The 17760-nt window shown below is 71.4% G+C and carries 14 protein-coding genes; 12 read left to right on the top strand and 2 right to left on the bottom strand.

The annotated features are described in order from the left end of the window. Positions 1-137: 137 nt before the first annotated feature. From BM288_RS14420 to BM288_RS03920, 7 genes are all read left to right on the top strand, one after another. Positions 138-962, top strand: a complete 825-nt coding sequence (locus tag BM288_RS14420) for a hypothetical protein (protein WP_092916030.1) — start codon at positions 138-140, stop codon at positions 960-962. Positions 963-1020: 58 nt separating this feature from the next. Beyond that, a complete protein-coding gene (locus BM288_RS14415; protein WP_092916028.1) occupies positions 1021-1743 on the top strand; it encodes a hypothetical protein in 723 nt (240 codons plus the stop codon). Between the two features lie 94 nt (positions 1744-1837). Then, positions 1838-3793, top strand: a complete 1956-nt coding sequence (ftsH, locus tag BM288_RS03940; protein WP_092916026.1) for an ATP-dependent zinc metalloprotease FtsH — start codon at positions 1838-1840, stop codon at positions 3791-3793. Beyond that, positions 3793-4359: a GTP cyclohydrolase I FolE gene (gene folE, locus BM288_RS03935; RefSeq protein ID WP_092916024.1), complete on the top strand. Its 567-nt coding sequence runs from the start codon at positions 3793-3795 to the stop codon at positions 4357-4359. Before ftsH ends, folE begins: the two co-directional genes overlap by 1 nt. 2 nt (positions 4360-4361) lie before the next feature. Continuing rightward, positions 4362-5555 carry a dihydropteroate synthase gene (folP, locus tag BM288_RS03930; RefSeq protein WP_092916022.1) on the top strand — a complete coding sequence of 398 codons (1194 nt, stop codon included), beginning with the start codon at positions 4362-4364 and terminating at the stop codon, positions 5553-5555. Continuing rightward, positions 5549-6052 (top strand): 2-amino-4-hydroxy-6-hydroxymethyldihydropteridine diphosphokinase, encoded by a 504-nt coding sequence (folK, locus tag BM288_RS03925; RefSeq protein ID WP_092916020.1) that lies wholly within the window; start codon positions 5549-5551, stop codon positions 6050-6052. The genes folP and folK overlap by 7 nt, the downstream gene beginning before the upstream one ends. Continuing rightward, positions 6049-6516 carry a DUF3180 family protein gene (locus tag BM288_RS03920; RefSeq protein WP_177220233.1) on the top strand — a complete coding sequence of 156 codons (468 nt, stop codon included), beginning with the start codon at positions 6049-6051 and terminating at the stop codon, positions 6514-6516. Before folK ends, BM288_RS03920 begins: the two co-directional genes overlap by 4 nt. A gap of 36 nt (positions 6517-6552) precedes the next feature. On the opposite strand, the gene BM288_RS03915 is transcribed toward BM288_RS03920, so the two are convergent. Then, positions 6553-7542: an LCP family protein gene (locus BM288_RS03915; RefSeq protein ID WP_092916016.1), complete on the bottom strand. Its 990-nt coding sequence runs from the start codon at positions 7540-7542 to the stop codon at positions 6553-6555. Between the two features lie 136 nt (positions 7543-7678). Here BM288_RS03915 and BM288_RS03910 point away from each other — a divergent pair, with 136 nt between their 5' ends. Genes BM288_RS03910 through BM288_RS03900 form a run of 3 tightly spaced genes read left to right on the top strand, consistent with a single transcriptional unit; the run spans position 7679 to position 10916 of the window. After that, positions 7679-8173: a PH domain-containing protein gene (locus BM288_RS03910; protein ID WP_092916014.1), complete on the top strand. Its 495-nt coding sequence runs from the start codon at positions 7679-7681 to the stop codon at positions 8171-8173. Continuing rightward, entirely contained in the window at positions 8170-10224 is a 2055-nt protein-coding gene (locus tag BM288_RS03905) for a PH domain-containing protein (protein WP_143103006.1), read from the top strand. The genes BM288_RS03910 and BM288_RS03905 overlap by 4 nt, the downstream gene beginning before the upstream one ends. Further along, entirely contained in the window at positions 10221-10916 is a 696-nt protein-coding gene (locus BM288_RS03900) for a DUF2520 domain-containing protein (RefSeq protein WP_318255313.1), read from the top strand. The genes BM288_RS03905 and BM288_RS03900 overlap by 4 nt, the downstream gene beginning before the upstream one ends. A gap of 11 nt (positions 10917-10927) precedes the next feature. Here the strand turns inward: BM288_RS03900 and moaA are convergent, their stop codons facing one another. Next, positions 10928-12022: a GTP 3',8-cyclase MoaA gene (gene moaA / locus BM288_RS03895; protein WP_318255312.1), complete on the bottom strand. Its 1095-nt coding sequence runs from the start codon at positions 12020-12022 to the stop codon at positions 10928-10930. Between the two features lie 280 nt (positions 12023-12302). Between moaA and BM288_RS03890 the strand changes: the two genes are divergently transcribed. Continuing rightward, positions 12303-16052 carry a nitrate reductase subunit alpha gene (locus BM288_RS03890; RefSeq protein WP_092916008.1) on the top strand — a complete coding sequence of 1250 codons (3750 nt, stop codon included), beginning with the start codon at positions 12303-12305 and terminating at the stop codon, positions 16050-16052. Then, positions 16052-17752, top strand: coding sequence for a nitrate reductase subunit beta (gene narH, locus BM288_RS03885; RefSeq protein ID WP_092916006.1), 1701 nt, complete (start codon positions 16052-16054; stop codon positions 17750-17752). Before BM288_RS03890 ends, narH begins: the two co-directional genes overlap by 1 nt. The last annotated feature ends 8 nt before the right edge of the window (positions 17753-17760 follow it).

The following is a 17760-nucleotide window of genomic DNA, read 5'->3' as shown; positions in this document are numbered from 1 at the left end:
CCGGCTGCTCGCACCGCGAGCGGCCGTTCGCTCCGGCCGCATCGTGACCGAATCGTGACCCCGCGGGTGTGACACTCGCGCTGGACTGGACATGTCAGGTCGACGGAACCCGTCGCAACGACTCGACAGGAGCAGCCATGACCCGCACGCCCGCCCTCGCGCTCCGCGCATCCGTCGCCGTCCTCACGGCCTTCGCGCTCGCGGCATGCACACCTGCGGCCCCTGCCCAGCCCGAGGCGCCGGCCGCTCCCAGCGCGGCGGCGTCGACGGCCGCCCCCACCGCAGGGCCCGCACCCACCGAGACCGGCTCCGCCGAGGCGCCGGCGTTCGAATCGCAGGATGGCGCGGTGCGCTTCACGCTGCCCGAAGGCTGGAGCGTCGACGACCGCAGCGCTATGGGCGAGGCATCCGAGATGCAGAATCGAGGGCCGGGCTGGCTGAACGACCTCGTGGTGCTCGACGCGGAGGGCGAGCAGATGCTCTGGTACCGGGAGTACTACGGCAGCGACTTCGCCCACTGCTACGTGCTGCCGGCCGACGTCGCCGAGCCGGTCGACCCGCTCGTCCCGGAGCTCCGCGAGCGACTGGACGCGGAGGCCGCCGCTCGCGGCCACGAGCCCCTCGAGTTCCAGCTCCGCAGCGGTCTCCAGGAATCCATCGAGTGGAACGGTGAGACCGACGTGCCCACGGGGGAGTGGACCGCGTCGCTCGCCCTGACGGCCCACGTCTGGACGGACGGCGAGGACTGCGGCTGGACGGAGGAGGTCTGGGTGGGCGATCGCACCGCGACCGTCGGCGCTGTCGGCGACCGGCCCGGCCCCGACAGCCCCGCGTCACCGATCGTGTTCGGTTCCGAGCAGGCCGCACGCGACTGGCTGGCGGGCGACGAGGCGGCGGTGCTGCTCGAGACGCTCGAATCGATCGAGTTCACGGGCGCGCCCATGCTCGACGCCGCCCCGTGAGCTGCTGCGCTCGGATGCCCGTGCAGCGATGACCGGCTTCTCGCGGCATGATGGTGGGATGCAGTCCCGTGCACGTGCGAGCGCAGTCGTCGCGCTCATCCTCGCCGCCAGCGCGCTCGTCGCCTGCTCGTCGACGCCCGAGCCCTCGCCGGAGCCGAGCATCCCGCCCGGCATCACGGCGCCGCCGCCCACGACCCCCGCGACGACGGCACCGGAGGTCGAGTCGTCGCTGCCGGCCGAGATCGCCGGCGTCGACACGAGCGCCTGGCAGCAGATCGGGGTGCCGAGCGGTGCGGCGACCTTCCGCATCCCGGCCGACTGGTCGGTGAGCGAGGCCGAGGGCGGCCTCGATGTGCTGCGCGCCGATGGCCAGCGGCAGCTGCTGTACCGGGAGAACCCGGACACCGGCGACGGGCGCTGCGTGAACGCCGAGGGCGTGGCGGTCGCATGGCGCACCGCGATCCTCGACCGCCAGGATGTCGAGCTCGCGGGTGCACCCGGGATGGCCTTCGGCGCCGCGGCGCTGCAGCTGGGAGACCAGTGGATCGTGAGCGTCGGGCTGCGGCCCGCCGCCGACGCGCAGTCGCCGCGCTGCCCGATCGTCAACGCCTTCGACTCGCCCGCCGGCACCATCGGCTTCGGCTCCGAGGTGATCGTCCAAGGAGCCGGCGAGGCCGCGCCGTGGCAGGTGGCGTCGCTCGCCGACGGGGAGGCGTACCTGGGCGGCGAGGAGTTCCCGATCATCCGCGCCATCCTCATGTCCCTCGAGCTGCAGTCGTAGCGCAGCCGAATCGGGCACAGGCCGTGAGCGAACAGGCGGATTCCCGCGCTCGCCCGCGGGATAGCCTGGGCCGATCGAGACTCAGAAGGGCGTCATGAGCTTCAAGAAGTTCCTGCGCGGGCCGATCCCCTGGATCGTCATCGCACTCCTCATCGTCGGCGTGGCGTTCAGCTTCTTCATGACGCCGCAGTACCGGCCGGTGCAGACCGATGTCGGCATGGACATGATCCAGGACGGCCGTGTCGAGCAGGCGACCATCGTCGACGGCGAGCAGCGCGTCGACCTCGTCCTCAGCCAGGCGGACGCCGAGTTCGGCCAGCGCGTGCAGTTCTACTACGTGGCTCCCCGCGGCGACGAGGTGGTCGAGGCGATCACCGCGGCCGACCCCTCCGGCGGCTACATCGATGAGGTGCCGCAGGCCAACTGGCTGCTGTCGATGTTCGGCATCCTGCTGCCGGTGCTGCTGCTGGGCGGGCTCTTCTACTTCTTCATGACGCGCATGGCCGGTGGCAACAAGGGCGTCATGCAGTTCGGCAAGTCGAAGGCCAAGCTGATCACCAAGGACATGCCGCAGGTGAAGTTCGCGGATGTCGCGGGCGCCGACGAGGCCGTCGAGGAGCTCGGCGAGATCAAGGAGTTCCTGCAGGATCCGACGAAGTTCCAGGCCGTCGGCGCGCGCATCCCCAAGGGTGTGCTGCTCTACGGCGCGCCCGGCACGGGCAAGACCCTGCTCGCACGGGCCGTCGCCGGCGAGGCAGGCGTGCCCTTCTACTCGATCTCCGGCTCCGACTTCGTCGAGATGTTCGTCGGCGTCGGCGCCAGCCGCGTGCGCGACCTGTTCGAGCAGGCGAAGGAGAACGCCCCCGCGATCATCTTCGTCGACGAGATCGACGCCGTCGGCCGGCACCGCGGCGCGGGCCTGGGCGGCGGCCACGACGAGCGCGAGCAGACCCTCAACCAGCTGCTGGTCGAGATGGACGGCTTCGACGTCAAGACCAACGTCATCCTGATCGCCGCGACCAACCGTCCCGACATCCTCGACCCGGCGCTGCTGCGCCCGGGCCGCTTCGACCGGCAGATCGGCGTCGACGCGCCCGACATGAAGGGCCGCGAGACCATCCTGGGCGTGCACGCGAAGGGCAAGCCCATCGCTCCCGGCGTCGACCTCTCGGTGCTCGCGCGCAAGACGCCCGGCTTCACCGGTGCCGACCTCGCGAACGTGCTGAACGAGGCCGCGCTGCTCACCGCGCGCAACAACGAGACGCAGATCACCGACGAGTCGCTCGACGAGGCCGTCGACCGCGTGATGGCCGGACCGCAGCGGCGCACGCGCATCATGAACGACAAGGAACGGCTCATCACCGCCTACCACGAGGGCGGCCACGCGCTCGCGGCGGCGGCCATGCGGCACTCCGACCCGGTCACGAAGGTGACGATCCTGCCTCGCGGCCGGGCGCTCGGCTACACGATGGTGCTGCCGGTCAACGACCGCTACTCGGTGACCCGCAACGAGCTGCTCGACCAGCTCACCTACGCGATGGGCGGCCGCGTCGCCGAGGAGATCGTCTTCCACGACCCCACCACCGGCGCCGGCAACGACATCGAGAAGGCCACCGGCATCGCCCGCAAGATGGTGACCGAGTACGGCATGACGAGCGCGATCGGCGCGGTCAAGCTCGGAAGCGCGCAGGGCGAGCAGTTCTTCGGCCGCGACACCGGCTCGAGCCGCGACTACTCCGACACGCTCTCCGAGACCGTCGACCGCGAGGTGCGGGCGATCATCGAGCAGGCGCACACCGAGGCGTGGCAGGTGCTCAACACCAACCGCGACGTGCTCGACCGGCTGGCGGGCGAGCTGCTCGAGCGCGAGACGCTCGACCACCTGGCGCTCGAGGAGATCTTCCACGACGTGCAGAAGCTGCCGGAGCGCCCCCAGTGGCTCTCGCACCCCGACCGGCCGGTGAGCGACCGCCCGCCGATCGAGCTGCCCGTCTCCCAGCACGTCGATGAGGCCGTCGAGCCTGACGTCGAGAGCGAAGCTCCGGCCTGATGGCTGTCGACCGGGAGCGTGTGGAGGCCGCCGTGCGCGAGCTGCTCGCGGCGATCGGGGACGACCCCGGGCGCGCCGGCCTGCTCGACACCCCGCGCCGCGTCGCCACCGCCTACACCGAGTACTTCGCCGGCGTCGGCGCCGACCCCACCGAGCAGCTCGACACCCTCGGCCTCGAGGGCGAGACGGGCGAGATGGTGCTGCTGCGCGACATCGAATTCCGCTCGATGTGCGAGCATCACCTGCTGCCGTTCACGGGCGTCGCGCACATCGCCTACCTGCCGGGCGATCGCATCACGGGCCTGGGCCGCATTCCCGCGGTCGTCGACGTCATCGCCTCCCGGCCGCAGATCCAGGAGCGCCTCACCGACGAGATCGCCGACGCCCTCGACGCGGGCCTCGAGCCGCGAGGCGTGCTCGTCGTGATCGAGGCGGCACACGGATGCGTGCAGGCACGCGGGGCGCGCCAGGCCAGTTCCACGACGGTGACGGTGGCGAGCCGCGGGCAGCTCGCAGAGCCGATCGAGCGCGCCGAGATCATGGCCCTGATCGGCGAGCGGAGGTAGCGGTGGCCGAGCTGCAGCGCGCCGAGGTCTGGGGCATCCTCAACGTCACGCCCGACTCCTTCAGCGACGGCGGGCGATACGTCGACGCCGGCGCCGCCATCGCGCACGCCCGGCGGATGCGCGCGCAGGGCGCCGACGTGATCGACGTGGGCGGCGAGTCGACCCGGCCCGGCGCGGCGCCGCTCGACCCCGCGCAGGAGCAGGAGCGCATCCTGCCGGTCGTGCGCGAGCTCGTCCGCGAGGGCTTCCGAGTGTCGGTCGACACGATCCACGCCTCCACCGCCCGCGCCATGATGGCCGCCGGCGCCGAGATCATCAACGACGTGACCGCCGGCCTGCACGATCCGGCGATGCTGCGCACGGTCGCCGAGGGCGGCGCGCGGATCGTGCTGATGCACTCCCGCGGCATCGACGTGACGGTCGACACGGGCTATGACGATGTGGTCGAAGAGGTCGCGCAACACCTTATCGAGCGCGTCGAGGCGGCCGAGCAGGCCGGCATCGCGCGCGAGCGCATCCTCATCGACCCGGGCTTCGGGTTCTCGAAGGAGCCCGCCGACAACTGGCGGCTGCTCGCCCGGCTCGAGAGCCTCACCGGCCTCTTCCTGCCGATCCTGGTGGGCACGAGCCGCAAGCGGTTCCTCGGCGCCCTGCTGCCGGACGGCGCGCCCGCCGAGGAGCGCGACGGCGCCACCGCGGTCACGAGCGTGCTGGCGGCCCAGCGCGGGGCGTCCGCCGTGCGCGTGCACGACGTCGCGGCCACCGTCGCCGGCATGCGCGCGCTCGAGGCGATGACGAGCGTCGCGCAGGCGACCGTCGACCGCGACGGCGACAGCGGCTCGATCAGGCTCGAGGGCATCCGCGCCTTCGGCCACCACGGGGTGCTGCCCGAGGAGCGCCGCGACGGCCAGGAGTTCGTCATCGACGTCGACCTCTCGGTGCAGGTCGGGGCCGCGGCGCGCACCGACCGGGTCAGCGACACCGTGCACTACGGCGAGCTGGCCCAGCGGATCGTGGCCGCCGTCGAGCGCGACCCCGTCGACCTCATCGAGACGCTCGCCGCCCGGCTCGTCGACCTCTGCATGGAGCATCCGCTCGTGGAGGCGGCGCACATCACCGTGCACAAGCCGAGCGCGCCCGTCGGCGTGCCGTTCGGCGACGTGGCCGTGACGCTCGGCAGGGCGCGCGAATGGTGACCTTCGGGCTCGAGCGGCGCGCCGTGCTCTCGCTCGGCGCCAACCTCGGCGACCGCGTCGCCACCATCGACGCCGCCGTGCGCGCCCTCGACACGATCGACGGCATCCGGGTGCTGCAGCGCTCCAGCGCGTGGGAGTCGCCCTCCTGGCACCCCGACGGCGAGGGGCTCACGCCCGACTACGTCAACATCGCCGTGCTGGTCGGCACGACGATGGAGCCGATCGACCTGCTCGACGCGACGCAAGCGGTGGAGGATGCGCTCGGCCGCGTGCGCAACGAGCGCTGGGGCCCCCGCACGATCGACATCGACATCGTCACCATCGGCGGCATCGAGCACGCCGAGGACCGGCTGGTGCTGCCGCACCCGCGCGCGCACGAGCGGCAGTTCGTGCTGCAGCCGTGGCTGGAGATCGAGCCGCACGCCGAGCTGCCAGGGCGGGGCCCGATCGCCGAGCTCGCCGACTACGCCGACGGCGACGCGTGGAGGCTGGAGTGAACCGCACCCGGCCCGCGCCGATCGTGCTCACCGCGGTGATCGCGGCCGTGCTCACCTGGGTGTTCGAGACCATGCTGGTGATGAGCGGCCGGCCCGCGCTCGTGCTGCCGTTCACGCTCGGCGTCGCGCTGGCGCTGATCGCCGCGATCCTGCTGCTGGCCGCGTGGCCGGTGCGGCAGGCGGCCCAGGGCAAGCGGCGCGTCGGCTACCGGCACGCCACCTCGGTGCTCGGCTTCGCGAAGGCCTCGTCGATCGTCGGCGCGATGCTCGGCGGTGCCGCGCTCGGCGCGCTCGTGTTCTTCGCCACGCGCGCGGTCGTCGTCGGCGACGCGGTGGTCACGGTCGCTGTGGTCGCCGCCGGCGGGCTGGTGCAGCTCGGGGCCGGTCTGCTGGCCGAGCACTGGTGCGTGCTGCCGCCCGACGACGATGACGAGGCGACGGCGACCGCAGGCAGCGCCGCGTAGCCGCACCGCGCATCCGCCCCCTTCTCGCCCGGCGGGCTACTTCTCGGCCGGCGGCGTGAAGGTGGTCATCGACTCCTGGTCGAAGGCCTCCTGCACCTGCGCCAGCCCCTCCTCGTTGACGTAGACGACCGACTCCGAGCCCTCCATGCCGGTGCCGAGCGTCGGCATCGTGAAGGTGTGGATCCTGGAGTTGTCGATGCCCGCCAGCTGCGGCGCGAGCGAGACCACGGTGCCCAGGTCGAAGGTGTCGCTGGTCGCCATGTAGGGCGAGACGGTTGCGAAGATGTCGGCGGCCCGGTTCGGGTTGGTCAGGTTCTCGCGCGTCATCAGCTGCGACATCATGCCGCGCAGGAAGGCGCGCTGGTTGGTGACGCGCTGGTAGTCGCCGTCGCTGAAGGGATAGCGCGCCCGCACGTAGATCAGCGCCTCCTCGCCCTGCAGCGTGATCTCGCCCTGCGGGAAGTCGTAGCCGCCGGTCGAGAAGGCCATCTCGTTGTCGACGGTCACGCCGCCGAGCGCCTCGGTGAGCCCCTCGAAGCCGTCGAAGTCGATGATCGCGACGTGGTCGATGCGCTGGTCGATGAGCTCCTCGACCGTCTGCACCATCAGCGGCACGCCGCCGTGCGCGAGCGCCGAGTTCACCTTGGAGACGCCCTGCCCGGGGATCTCGACCCACGAGTCGCGCATGATCGACATGATCTGCACCGTCTCGCGGTCCGGCGGGATGTGCGCGACCAGGATGGTGTCGGCGCGGTCGCCGAGGCCGGTCAGCAGCGAGCCGTCCTGCGCACGCGAGTCGCTGCCGAGCAGCAGCACGTTCACCGGCTGCGACGGCCCCTCGTCGGCCTCCGGCCGCAGGGAATCCTCGGGGAAGGCGGTCTCGATCGTCTCGACCTGCTGCACCGAGGGGTTGATCCGCAGGAAGTACCAGCCGATCACGGCCAGCAGCGCCAGCACGATCACGCCGACGATGCTCACGGCCACCCAGCGGCCGACGTGCTTCTGCTTCTTGGTCTCTGCCGTCACTGAGGCAGTATCGCAGAACCGCCGTTCAGTCTCCTCGCACTAGCCTGGGTGCGACCGCGGTCAGGCACCGGCGATCGCCTCGGCGAGCGGCCGAGCACGCCCCATCCGCACCAGCCCGACCGCACGAGGAGGAACCGTGGCAGAGCGCATCGACGTCGACGGTGAATGGCAGCGAATCAGCATGCGGTACGCGAGCGTCGAAGCGGTGAGCACGGTGATCTGGTGGTTGATCGTCGGCGTCGGCGCCACCGTGCCGATCTGGTTCGCGAACGACGCACGTCTGCCGTGGTGGGGCTGGCTGCCGCTGGCGGCGGCGATCCTGCTGATCGTGATCGGCGTGGTCTTCTCCGTCCTGCGCACCCGCACGATCGGCTACCTGCAGCGCGACGATGACCTGCTCGTGCGCCGCGGCATGCTCTTCCGCCGCTTCGTCGCCGTGCCCTACGGCCGCATGCAGGTGGTCGACATCACGCAGGGGCCGGTCGAGCGGATGTTCGGGCTGAAGTCGCTCAAGTTCGTCACGGCGGCCGCGACGAGCGCGATCACCATCCCCGGGATGCCCGGCGACACGGCCGAGCAGCTGCGCGATCACCTGGTCGCCGTCTCCGAGTCCCGACGGGCCGGCCTGTGACCGAACCCCAGCATCCTCAGGCGCCGGTGCAGGGCGGACCCACGCCCGGCATGCCCGCCCAGCACGGCCGGCCGCAGGAGGCCCGCGCGAAGGCGGCCGAGCTCGTCGACGGCGAGTGGCACCAGCTGCACCCCGCCTCGCCGCTGCTGCGCGGCGGGCTGGCGCTCATCATCTTCGTCGGCATCCTGTTCTCGGTGTTCCGCGACCGCGTGATCGGCCTGTTCGTGCCGGATGAGTTCGACGAGTGGGATGAGGACCCGTTCGGCGACTTCATCGTCAACCAGCTGCTGTGGGTCATCCTCGGCATGATCGGTCTCGTCCTCGTGCTGATCCTGCTGTTCTGGATCGGCTGGCGCGTGCACCGCTTCCGCATCACCGGCGACGCCGTCGAGGTGCAGCAGGGCATCTTCGTCAAGAAGCATCGTCGCGCGCCGCTCGCGCGCATCCAGGGCATCAACATCCAGAAGCCCTGGTTCGCGCGCCTGCTCGGCGCCTGCAAGTTCGAGATCCAGCAGGCGGGCAACGACTCCAACGTCGACCTGAACTACCTGAGCTCCTCGGTGGCGGATGCGCTGCGATACGAGATCCTCAACCGCGCGTCCGGGCGCTCCACGGCTGATGCGCAGCGGATGGCCGCCGAGCGCCAGGCGGCCGCGGGCGGCGTCGTCGACGAGTTCCTGCACCCCGACGCTGAGATCTCGCACGTCGCGCCCGACTCGCTCGTGCGCATCCCCGTCGGCCGCATCGTCGCCTCCTCGGTGCTCGACGGCTGGATCGTCTGGGCGGTGCTCTACCTGGTCGGCACGCTGGTGGTGACGTTCGTCTTCCAGCAGTGGTGGGTGCTGTTCTCGATGGTTCCCGCTGCGATCGCGTTCTTCGCCGCCGGCATGCGCTCGCTGGGTGCGAAGCTGCGCTACTCGATCGCCGCGACCCCCGACGGCATCCGGCTCGCCTACGGCCTCGCCTCCACGACCACCGAGATCCTGCCGCCGGGCCGCATCTTCGCGCTGCAGGTGAAGCAGCCGCTGCTGTGGCGGCCGTTCGGCTGGTGGCAGGTGACGTTCACGCGAGCCGGCAAGATGTCGAGCGACGGCTCGGGCTCGAGCGGCCAGAGCCAGCAGATGGCGAACTACCTGCTGCCGGTGGGCGACCTGCGCGATGTGCGCACGGTGATCGGGCTCCTGCTGCCCGAGCTCGCGCACTCGCCGCTGGTCGACCAGGGCCTGTTCGGGCAGGCGCCGGACGCCTACGTCGTCAGCCCGCCGCGCGCTCGAGCCTTCCGCTGGTTCAGCGTGCGCCGCAACGGCTTCCACGTGCACCCTGCGGCCTTCCTGCTGCGGCACGGCCGCATCTGGCGCTCGCTGCAGCTGGTGCCGGGCGCCCGCGTGCAGTCCGTCGCCATGCAGCAGGGCCCGATCTACGGCCTGGCACGCCTCGCTCGCGTGCAGTTCCACGTGCCGGGGTCGGTGCTCTCGCCCTCGATCGGCGCGCTCGACCAGCAGGATGCCGCGACGCTCTTCGAGCACGCGATGCGCACCGTGAAGCTCGCCATCGACACGGATGCGTCGGAGTCGTGGGCAGCGTCGCTGTCGCGCAACGCCGTGCTCGAGACCGCGCCCGCCGTGCAGGACGGGCTCATGCCGGCGCCGCAGCAGGGGCAGCAGCCGGCGCCGTGGCAGCAGCCGTCCGCCCCGCAGCGGCCGGCGCCGTGGCAGCAGTCGTCCGCCCCGCAGCAGCCGGCGCCGTGGCAGCAGCCGGCGCAGTCGCAGCAGCCGCCCGCCCCGCAGCAGCCGCCCGCCCCGCAGCAGTGGCAGCGACCCCCGGCCGACGTGCGCTGGCAGCCGCCGGAGGCGGACGGACGGTGGCAGCCGCCGGAGGCGGACGGACGGTGGCAGCCGCTGCAGGGCGAGGACAAGTGGCGGCCCGCGCGCGGCGAGGACAAGTGGCAGCCGCTCGAGGGCGGGGACAAGTGGCGCCCCGCGCAGGGCGACGAGCAGTGGCAGCCGCCGCAGCCCGATCCGCGCCGGCAGCCGCCGCGCGACGAGCGGTGAAGCCCGGCAGGCTCGGCGTCGGCATCATCGGCGCCGGCAGGGTCGGCCCGGTGCTCGGTGCCGCGCTGGCGGGCGCCGGCCACGCGATCATCGGCATCAACGCGATCGGCGCCGACGCGATCGAGCGGGCGGAGGCCGTGCTGCCCGGCGTGCAGCTCCTGGACGCCCCGACGATCATCGAGCGCAGCGAGCTCGTGCTGCTGACGGTGCCCACCGACGAGCTCGCCGACCTCGTCGCCGGCCTCGCGGCCACCGGCGCCTGGCAGCCGGGGCAGCTGGTCGTGCACACGGCGGCTGAGCACGGCATCGAGGTGCTGCGGCCCGCGTACGAGCGCGGGGCGATCCCCATCGCCCTGCACCCGGCGATGACGTTCACGGGCACCTCGCTCGACCTGAGCCGGCTGCTCGAGACCGTCGTCGCGGTCACGGCGCCCGGCCCCGTGCTGCCGATCGGGCAGGCGCTCGCCGTCGAGATGGGCGCTGAGCCGATGGTGGTCGACGAGGCCGACCGCCCGGCCTACGCGGAGGCGGTCGCGACGGCGCGCGACTTCGCAGACGGGATCGTCGCGCAGGCCATGCGGCAGCTGCACGAGATCGGCGTGGAGCGCCCCGCTCGCGTGCTCGGCGGCGTCGTGCGCTCCGCGGTCGAGACCGCGCTCTCGCGCTATCCGGATCCGCCGATCGAGCCCTGAGGCTCGGGGGCTCAGCCGCCGATCGCGTTCATGCCGCGCGCAGGCTGCAGGAACGAGGGGTCGTTGATGGCGTGGCCGGGCAGCTTGCCGGCGATGCACGAGCGCAGCACGTCGTCGACGGCCAGGTCGGTGCCGCCGCCGGCGCCGTCGCGCAGCACCGGCAGCAGGTCGTACTCCTGGTTCGAGAACAGGCAGTTGCGGAACTGCCCGTCGGCCGTCAGGCGCATCCGATCGCACGCGCCGCAGAACGGAGCGGTCACCGAGGCGATCACGCCGACCGTGTGCGGGCCGCCGTCGATCTCCCATCGCTCCGCCGGCGCACCGCCGCGACCCGGCACCGGCGTCAGCGCGAAGCGGCGCCCGAGCGTCGCGAGCATCTCATCGCGCGTGACCATCTGCGCGCGATCCCACGTGTGGCCGGCGTCGAGCGGCATCTGCTCGATGAAGCGCATCTGCGCGTCGTGCGCCATGGCGAACTCCACCAGCTCGACCAGTTCGTCGTCGTTCACCCCGCGCATCGCCACCGCGTTGAGCTTCAGCGGCCGCAGCCCGGCGGCCTGCGCGGCGCGGATGCCCGCGAGCACGTCATCGAGCCGATCGCGGCGGGTGAGCTCGGCGAAGCGCTCGCGGCGCAGCGTGTCGATCGAGATGTTGAGCCGCGCGAGCCCGGCGTCGACGAGCTCGGGCAGCAGCTCCGGCAGACGGATGCCGTTGGTCGTCATCGCGAGCTCGACCGGGGTGCCGTCGGGGCTGCGCAGCGCCGCCAGGCGGCGCACGACGTCGACGATGTCGCGCCGCAGCAGCGGCTCGCCGCCCGTGAGCCGGAAGGTCGAGATGCCGGCCGCTGCGGCGACGCCGGCGATGCGCACGATCTCGTCGACCGTGAGGATGCTGGTGCGCGCGAGCCACTCGTTGCCCTGCTCCGGCATGCAGTAGGTGCAGCGCAGCGAGCAGCGGTCGGTGAGCGAGATGCGCAGGTCGCGGTGCACGCGGCCGAAGCGATCGACGAGCGGTCCTGAGGCGGGTCCGCTCGATTCCACGGGTACGGGCGCGCGCGCCGCCGACACCGCCGTGCGGCTGCTGATCGTCACCGGCACTCGGGTCAAGCCGTGCCCCTCGCATCCATGCTCCGAGCGTAGCCCGGCCACCGCATCCGGGCCCGATCTCTTCTCTCTTCCTCGCTCCACCCTTGCCAGGCGATCGGGGTTCGGCCAGGCTGAGAGCAATTCGGCGACGGAGCGGAAGGGTGACGATGCTGGCGATATCTGGCCGTGGACGCAGGACCGACCTGCCGGCTCCCGAGCGGGATGGGCACCGGGCCGACCGGGTTCTGCCGCGTGCGCTCCGGGGCCGCGGCGAAGCGCTGCATCCGTCAGGAGGAACGTCATGACACAGACCGAGCCGCGACGCCGCACCGCACCGGCCACCGACGGGCCGCTCGCGGAGGCACTGGTGGGCATGTCGCGCTTCGTGCGCCGCGGCGACGTGTCGGAGGATCTGCGGGCGCTGTTCCTGAAGGGCGGCCGCGAGGGCGACGTCTTCTACCGCGACCGCTGGTCGCACGACAAGGTGGTGCGCTCCACGCACGGCGTCAACTGCACCGGCTCGTGCTCGTGGAAGGTGTACGTCAAGGACGGCATCATCACCTGGGAGGCCCAGCAGACCGACTACCCGAGCGTCGGCCCCGACTCGCCCGAGTACGAGCCCCGCGGCTGCCCCCGCGGCGCCGCCTTCAGCTGGTACACCTACTCGCCGACCCGCGTGCGCTACCCGTACATCCGCGAGACGCTCGCGCGCCACTACCGCGCGGCGAAGGCGCAGCATGGCGACCCCGTCGAGGCCTGGGCGTCCATCGTCGACGACCGCGAGGTCTCCGCGTCCTACAAGCGCGCTCGCGGCAAGGGCGGCCTCGTGCGCACCACCTGGGACGAGGCGCTCGAGATCGCGGCGGCCGCGCACGTGCACACCATCAAGCGCTACGGCCCCGACCGCATCGCGGGCTTCTCGCCCATCCCGGCGATGTCGATGGTCTCGCACGGGGCCGGCTCGCGCTTCATGAGCCTCATCGGCGGCTCGATGCTCTCCTTCTACGACTGGTACGCCGACCTGCCGGTGGCCAGCCCGCAGGTGTTCGGCGACCAGACCGACGTGCCGGAGTCGGCCGACTGGTGGAACTCCAGCTACCTGATGATGTGGGGCTCGAACGTGCCGGTCACCCGCACGCCCGACGCGCACTTCATGACCGAGGCGCGCTACCGGGGGCAGAAGGTCATCACCGTCTCGCCCGACTACACCGACAACACGAAGTTCGCCGACGAGTGGGTCGCGCCGCACCCAGGCACGGACGGCGCACTGGCGTTCGCGATGGGGCACGTGATCCTGAAGGAGTTCCTGGTCGAGCGGCAGACCGAGCGCTTCGTCGACTACATGCGTCGCTTCTCGGACGCGCCCTACCTGGTCGCGCTCGAGCAGCGCGGCGACCAGCTGGTGCCCGGCAAGTTCGTCACCGCGAGCGACCTGGGCGGCGAGGCGGCAGCCGCGCCGCGCGCCGACTTCAAGACGGTGCTGCTCGACCAGCACGGCACGCCGGTGGTGCCGAACGGATCGCTCGGCCACCGCTTCACCCCCGAGGACGAGGGCAGGTGGAACCTCGACCTGGGCGAGACCGTGCCGCCGCTGTCGGTCGCCGATGTGCCCGGCTGGGCCGGCGCATCCGCCGAGATCGCGCTGCCCCGCTTCGACCTGGCCCCCGAGCCGGGGCAGGAGCACGCGGGCGGTTCGGGCGTGCTGCTGCGCGGTGTGCCCACCATGGAGGTCGCCGGGCGCACCGTCACGACCGTGTTCGACCTCATGCTGGCGCAGTACGGCGTCGCCCGCGACGGTCTGCCGGGGCAGTGGCCCAGCGGCTACGACGACGCCGAGGCGCCCGGCACTCCCGCGTGGCAGCAGGAGCTCACCTCCGTGCCTGCCGAGCAGGTCATCCGCATCGGCCGCGAGTTCGCCGACAACGCCGAGCGAAGCGGCGGCCGCTCCATGATCCTGATGGGCGCGGGCACCAACCACTGGTTCCACTCCGACACGATCTACCGCACGTTCCTGGCGCTCACGACGATGACCGGCTGCCAGGGCGTCAACGGGGGCGGATGGGCGCACTACGTCGGGCAGGAGAAGGTGCGGCCGATCACCGGCTACTCGCAGTACGCCACCGCCGCTGACTGGAACCGGCCCGCGCGGCTCGCGATCGGCACCGCCTTCTGGTACCTCGCCTCCGAGCAGTGGCGCTACGACGGCCTGCCGGCCGACCAGCTCTCGTCACCGCTGGCCCGCGGCACCTTCGCGGGCCGCACCACCGCCGACTGCCTGGTGGAGTCGACCAAGCGCGGCTGGATGCCGAGCTTCCCGACCTTCTCCCGCAACCCGCTCGACCTGTGCGACGAGGCGGAGGCTGCTGGCAAGGAGCCCGCGCAGCACATCGTCGACTCGCTCACCGACGGCTCGCTGCACTACGCCGTCGAGGATCCGGGCGCGCCCGAGAACTTCCCCCGCGTCATCTCGATCTGGCGGGCGAACGTGCTCGGCTCCTCCGGCAAGGGCAACGAGTACTTCCTGAAGCACCTGCTGGGCACCGACGCGGCGGTGCGCGCCGCGGAGTCAGGGCCGGGCGAGCGGCCGCGCGACATGGTCTGGCGCGACGAGGCCGCCAGCGGCAAGCTCGACCTGCTCATGACCGCCGACTTCCGCATGACCTCGACGACGCTGTTCAGCGACCTCGTCTTCCCCGCGGCGACCTGGTACGAGAAGTACGACCTCTCGTCGACCGACATGCACCCGTTCATCCACTCGTTCAACCCCGCGATCCAGCCGCCGTGGCAGACGAAGACCGACTTCGACCTGTTCGGCGAGCTCGCCAAGCGCTTCAGCGAGCTCTGCGAGGGGCACCTGGGCGTGCGGCGCGACGTGGTCGCGGCGCCGCTGCAGCACGACACCCCCGACGTCATGGCCACCCCGCACGGCAGGGTGCCAGAGGATGCGCCCCTGGTGCCGGGCGTGACGATGCCGAAGCTCATCGTGGTCGAGCGCGACTACCCCGCGCTCTACGACCGATGGCGCAGCCTCGGCCCGCTCACGGCCAAGCTCGGCATGACGACGAAGGCGATCACCTACCGGCCGGATCAGGAGATCGACCGGCTCGGCCACGCGAACGGCCTGTTCCCCACCGGCGCGACTGCCGGCAGGGTGCGGCTCGACAGCGACAAGCGCGTGTGCGAGATGATCCTGGCCTTCTCCGGCACCAGCAACGGCAGGCTCGCGGTGCAGGGCTTCCGGCGGCTGGAGCAGCACACCGGCCAGCGCATCGCGCACCTCGCCGAGGATCACGAGGGCTCCCACATCACGTTCGCCGACGTGCAGACCCAGCCGCGCAGCGTCATCACGAGCCCCGAGTGGTCCGGCTCGGAGCACGGCGGCAGGCGCTACACGGCCTTCGCGATCAACGTCGAGCACCTCAAGCCCTGGCACACGCTCACCGGCCGCCAGCACTTCTACCTCGACCACGACTGGATGGAGGAGCTCGGCGAGAACCTGCCGATCTACCGCCCGCCGCTCGACATGCACCGGCTCTTCGGCGATGCGCAGATCGGCAGCGTCGGCGAGGCGACCGGCCCCGGCGCCGGGCAGGCAGAGGTGGCGGTGCGCTACCTGACCCCGCACTCCAAGTGGTCGATCCACTCCGAGTACCAGGACAACCTGTTCATGCTGTCGCTCTCGCGCGGCGGCCCGACGATCTGGATGAGCCCGCAGGATGCCGGCAAGGTCGGCGTGCGCGACAACGACTGGATCGAGTCGTACAACCGCAACGGCGTCGTGGTGGCGCGCGCGATCGTCTCGCACCGCATGCCGGAGGGCACGGTGTTCATGTACCACGCGAAGGACCGCACGATCGATGTGCCGATCGCCGAGACGAGCGGCAAGCGCGGCGGCATCCACAACTCGCTCACGCGCATCCTGCTCAAGCCCAGCCACCTCATCGGCGGCTACGCCCAGCTCGCGTGGGCGTTCAACTACCTGGGACCGACCGGGAACCAGCGCGATGAGGTCACGACGATCCGACGCCGAAGCCAGGAGGTCGAGTACTGATGAAGGTCATGGCACAGATATCGATGGTGATGAACCTCGACAAGTGCATCGGATGCCACACGTGCTCCGTCACGTGCAAGCAGGCATGGACGAACCGCACCGGTGTGGAGTACGTCTGGTTCAACAACGTCGAGACCCGGCCGGGCGTCGGCTATCCCCGCACGTACGAGGATCAGGAGAAGTGGCGCGGCGGCTGGAAGCGCACCAAGCGCGGCAACCTGAAGCTCAAGGACGGCGGGCGGCTCTGGAAGCTCGCGCACATCTTCTCGAACCCGAAGCTGCCCGAGATCCACGACTACTACGAGCCGTGGACGTACGACTACGACATGCTGCTGAACGCTCCGGCCGGCGACCAGATCCCGGTGGCGAAGCCGCGCAGCCTGCTGACCGGCGAGGACACCAAGATCTCCTGGTCGGCGAACTGGGACGACAACCTGGGCGGCTCGCTCGAGACGATGCAGGACGACCCGATCCTGCAGAAGATGAGCGAGAGCGTCGAGGCGGAGTTCTCGAAGGCCTTCATGTTCTACCTGCCGCGCATCTGCGAGCACTGCCTCAACCCCTCGTGCGTCGCCTCCTGCCCCTCGGGCGCGATGTACAAGCGCGCCGAGGACGGCATCGTGCTGGTCGATCAGGATCAGTGCCGCGGCTGGCGCATGTGCGTCTCGGGCTGCCCGTACAAGAAGGTCTACTTCAACCACCGCACCGGCAAGGCCGAGAAGTGCACCATGTGCTACCCGCGCATCGAGGTGGGGCTGCCGACCGTGTGCGCCGAGACCTGCGTCGGGCGGCTGCGCTACATCGGGCTGGTGCTCTACGACGCCGATCTCGTCGCCGAGGCCGCCAGCGTCGAGGACGAGCACGCCCTGCTGGCCGCGCAGCGCAGCATCCTGCTCGACCCGAACGACCCGGCCGTGATCGAGCAGGCGCGCAAGGACGGCATCCAGGAGGACTGGATCGACGCCGCCCAGCGCAGCCCGATCTGGAAGCTCATCCAGCAGTACGAGGTGGCGCTGCCGCTGCACCCCGAGTACCGCACGATGCCGATGGTCTGGTACATCCCGCCGCTGTCGCCGGTCGTCGACGTGGTCTCGGGCTCGGGTGCCGACGGCGAGGACGCGCGCACGCTGTTCGCGGCGATCGAGAAGCTGCGCATCCCGATCGGCTACCTGGCCGAGATGTTCTCGGCCGGCGACCCAGATCCCGTCGACCTGGCGCTGCGCCGCATGGCCGCGATGCGCTCGTACATGCGAGGGGTGAATCTCGACGGGGAGGGCGATGAGCGCATCGCCCGTGCGGTCGGCATGCCGGGGGAGGACCTGCAGGAGATGTACCGGCTGCTCGCGATCGCGAAGTACGAGGAGCGCTACGTCATCCCGAGCGCGCACGCCGAGCAGGCGCACGACCTCGAGGAGATGGGCTGCTCGCTCGACTTCGAGGACGGGCCGGGGATGGGCGGGGCCGGGCCGTTCGGGTCGTCCAGCGGTCAGAGCGTGCCGGTCGCGGTCGAGAACTTCCAGTCGCTCGAGGCGCGGCAGACCGCCGATCGGCCCTCGAGCCCGGGTCGCGTCAACCTGCTGAACTGGGACGGCAACGGCACCCCGCGCGGGCTGTTCCCACCGAAGGGCAAGGACGTGCCGCAGGGCGACATGGGCCCGGTGCAGAGCACCGGCAAGCGGAACAAGGGGAAGGACGTGTGAGGACGCTC

Origin of the sequence: Agrococcus baldri (assembly GCA_900114805.1) — a bacterium.
Taxonomy (GTDB): domain Bacteria; phylum Actinomycetota; class Actinomycetes; order Actinomycetales; family Microbacteriaceae; genus Agrococcus; species Agrococcus baldri.
Note: the sequence above shows the minus strand (reverse complement) of the source record. Positions and strands in the feature narration are given on the sequence as shown.

Coding starts and splice junctions, on each gene's coding strand:
- ftsH (WP_092916026.1), top strand. CDS start 1,838: ATGAGCTTCAAGAAGTTCCTGCGCGGGCCGATCCCCTGGATCGTCATC.
- folK (WP_092916020.1), top strand. CDS start 5,549: ATGGTGACCTTCGGGCTCGAGCGGCGCGCCGTGCTCTCGCTCGGCGCC.
- BM288_RS14415 (WP_092916028.1), top strand. CDS start 1,021: ATGCAGTCCCGTGCACGTGCGAGCGCAGTCGTCGCGCTCATCCTCGCC.
- narH (WP_092916006.1), top strand. CDS start 16,052: ATGAAGGTCATGGCACAGATATCGATGGTGATGAACCTCGACAAGTGC.
- BM288_RS14420 (WP_092916030.1), top strand. CDS start 138: ATGACCCGCACGCCCGCCCTCGCGCTCCGCGCATCCGTCGCCGTCCTC.
- folE (WP_092916024.1), top strand. CDS start 3,793: ATGGCTGTCGACCGGGAGCGTGTGGAGGCCGCCGTGCGCGAGCTGCTC.
- BM288_RS03890 (WP_092916008.1), top strand. CDS start 12,303: ATGACACAGACCGAGCCGCGACGCCGCACCGCACCGGCCACCGACGGG.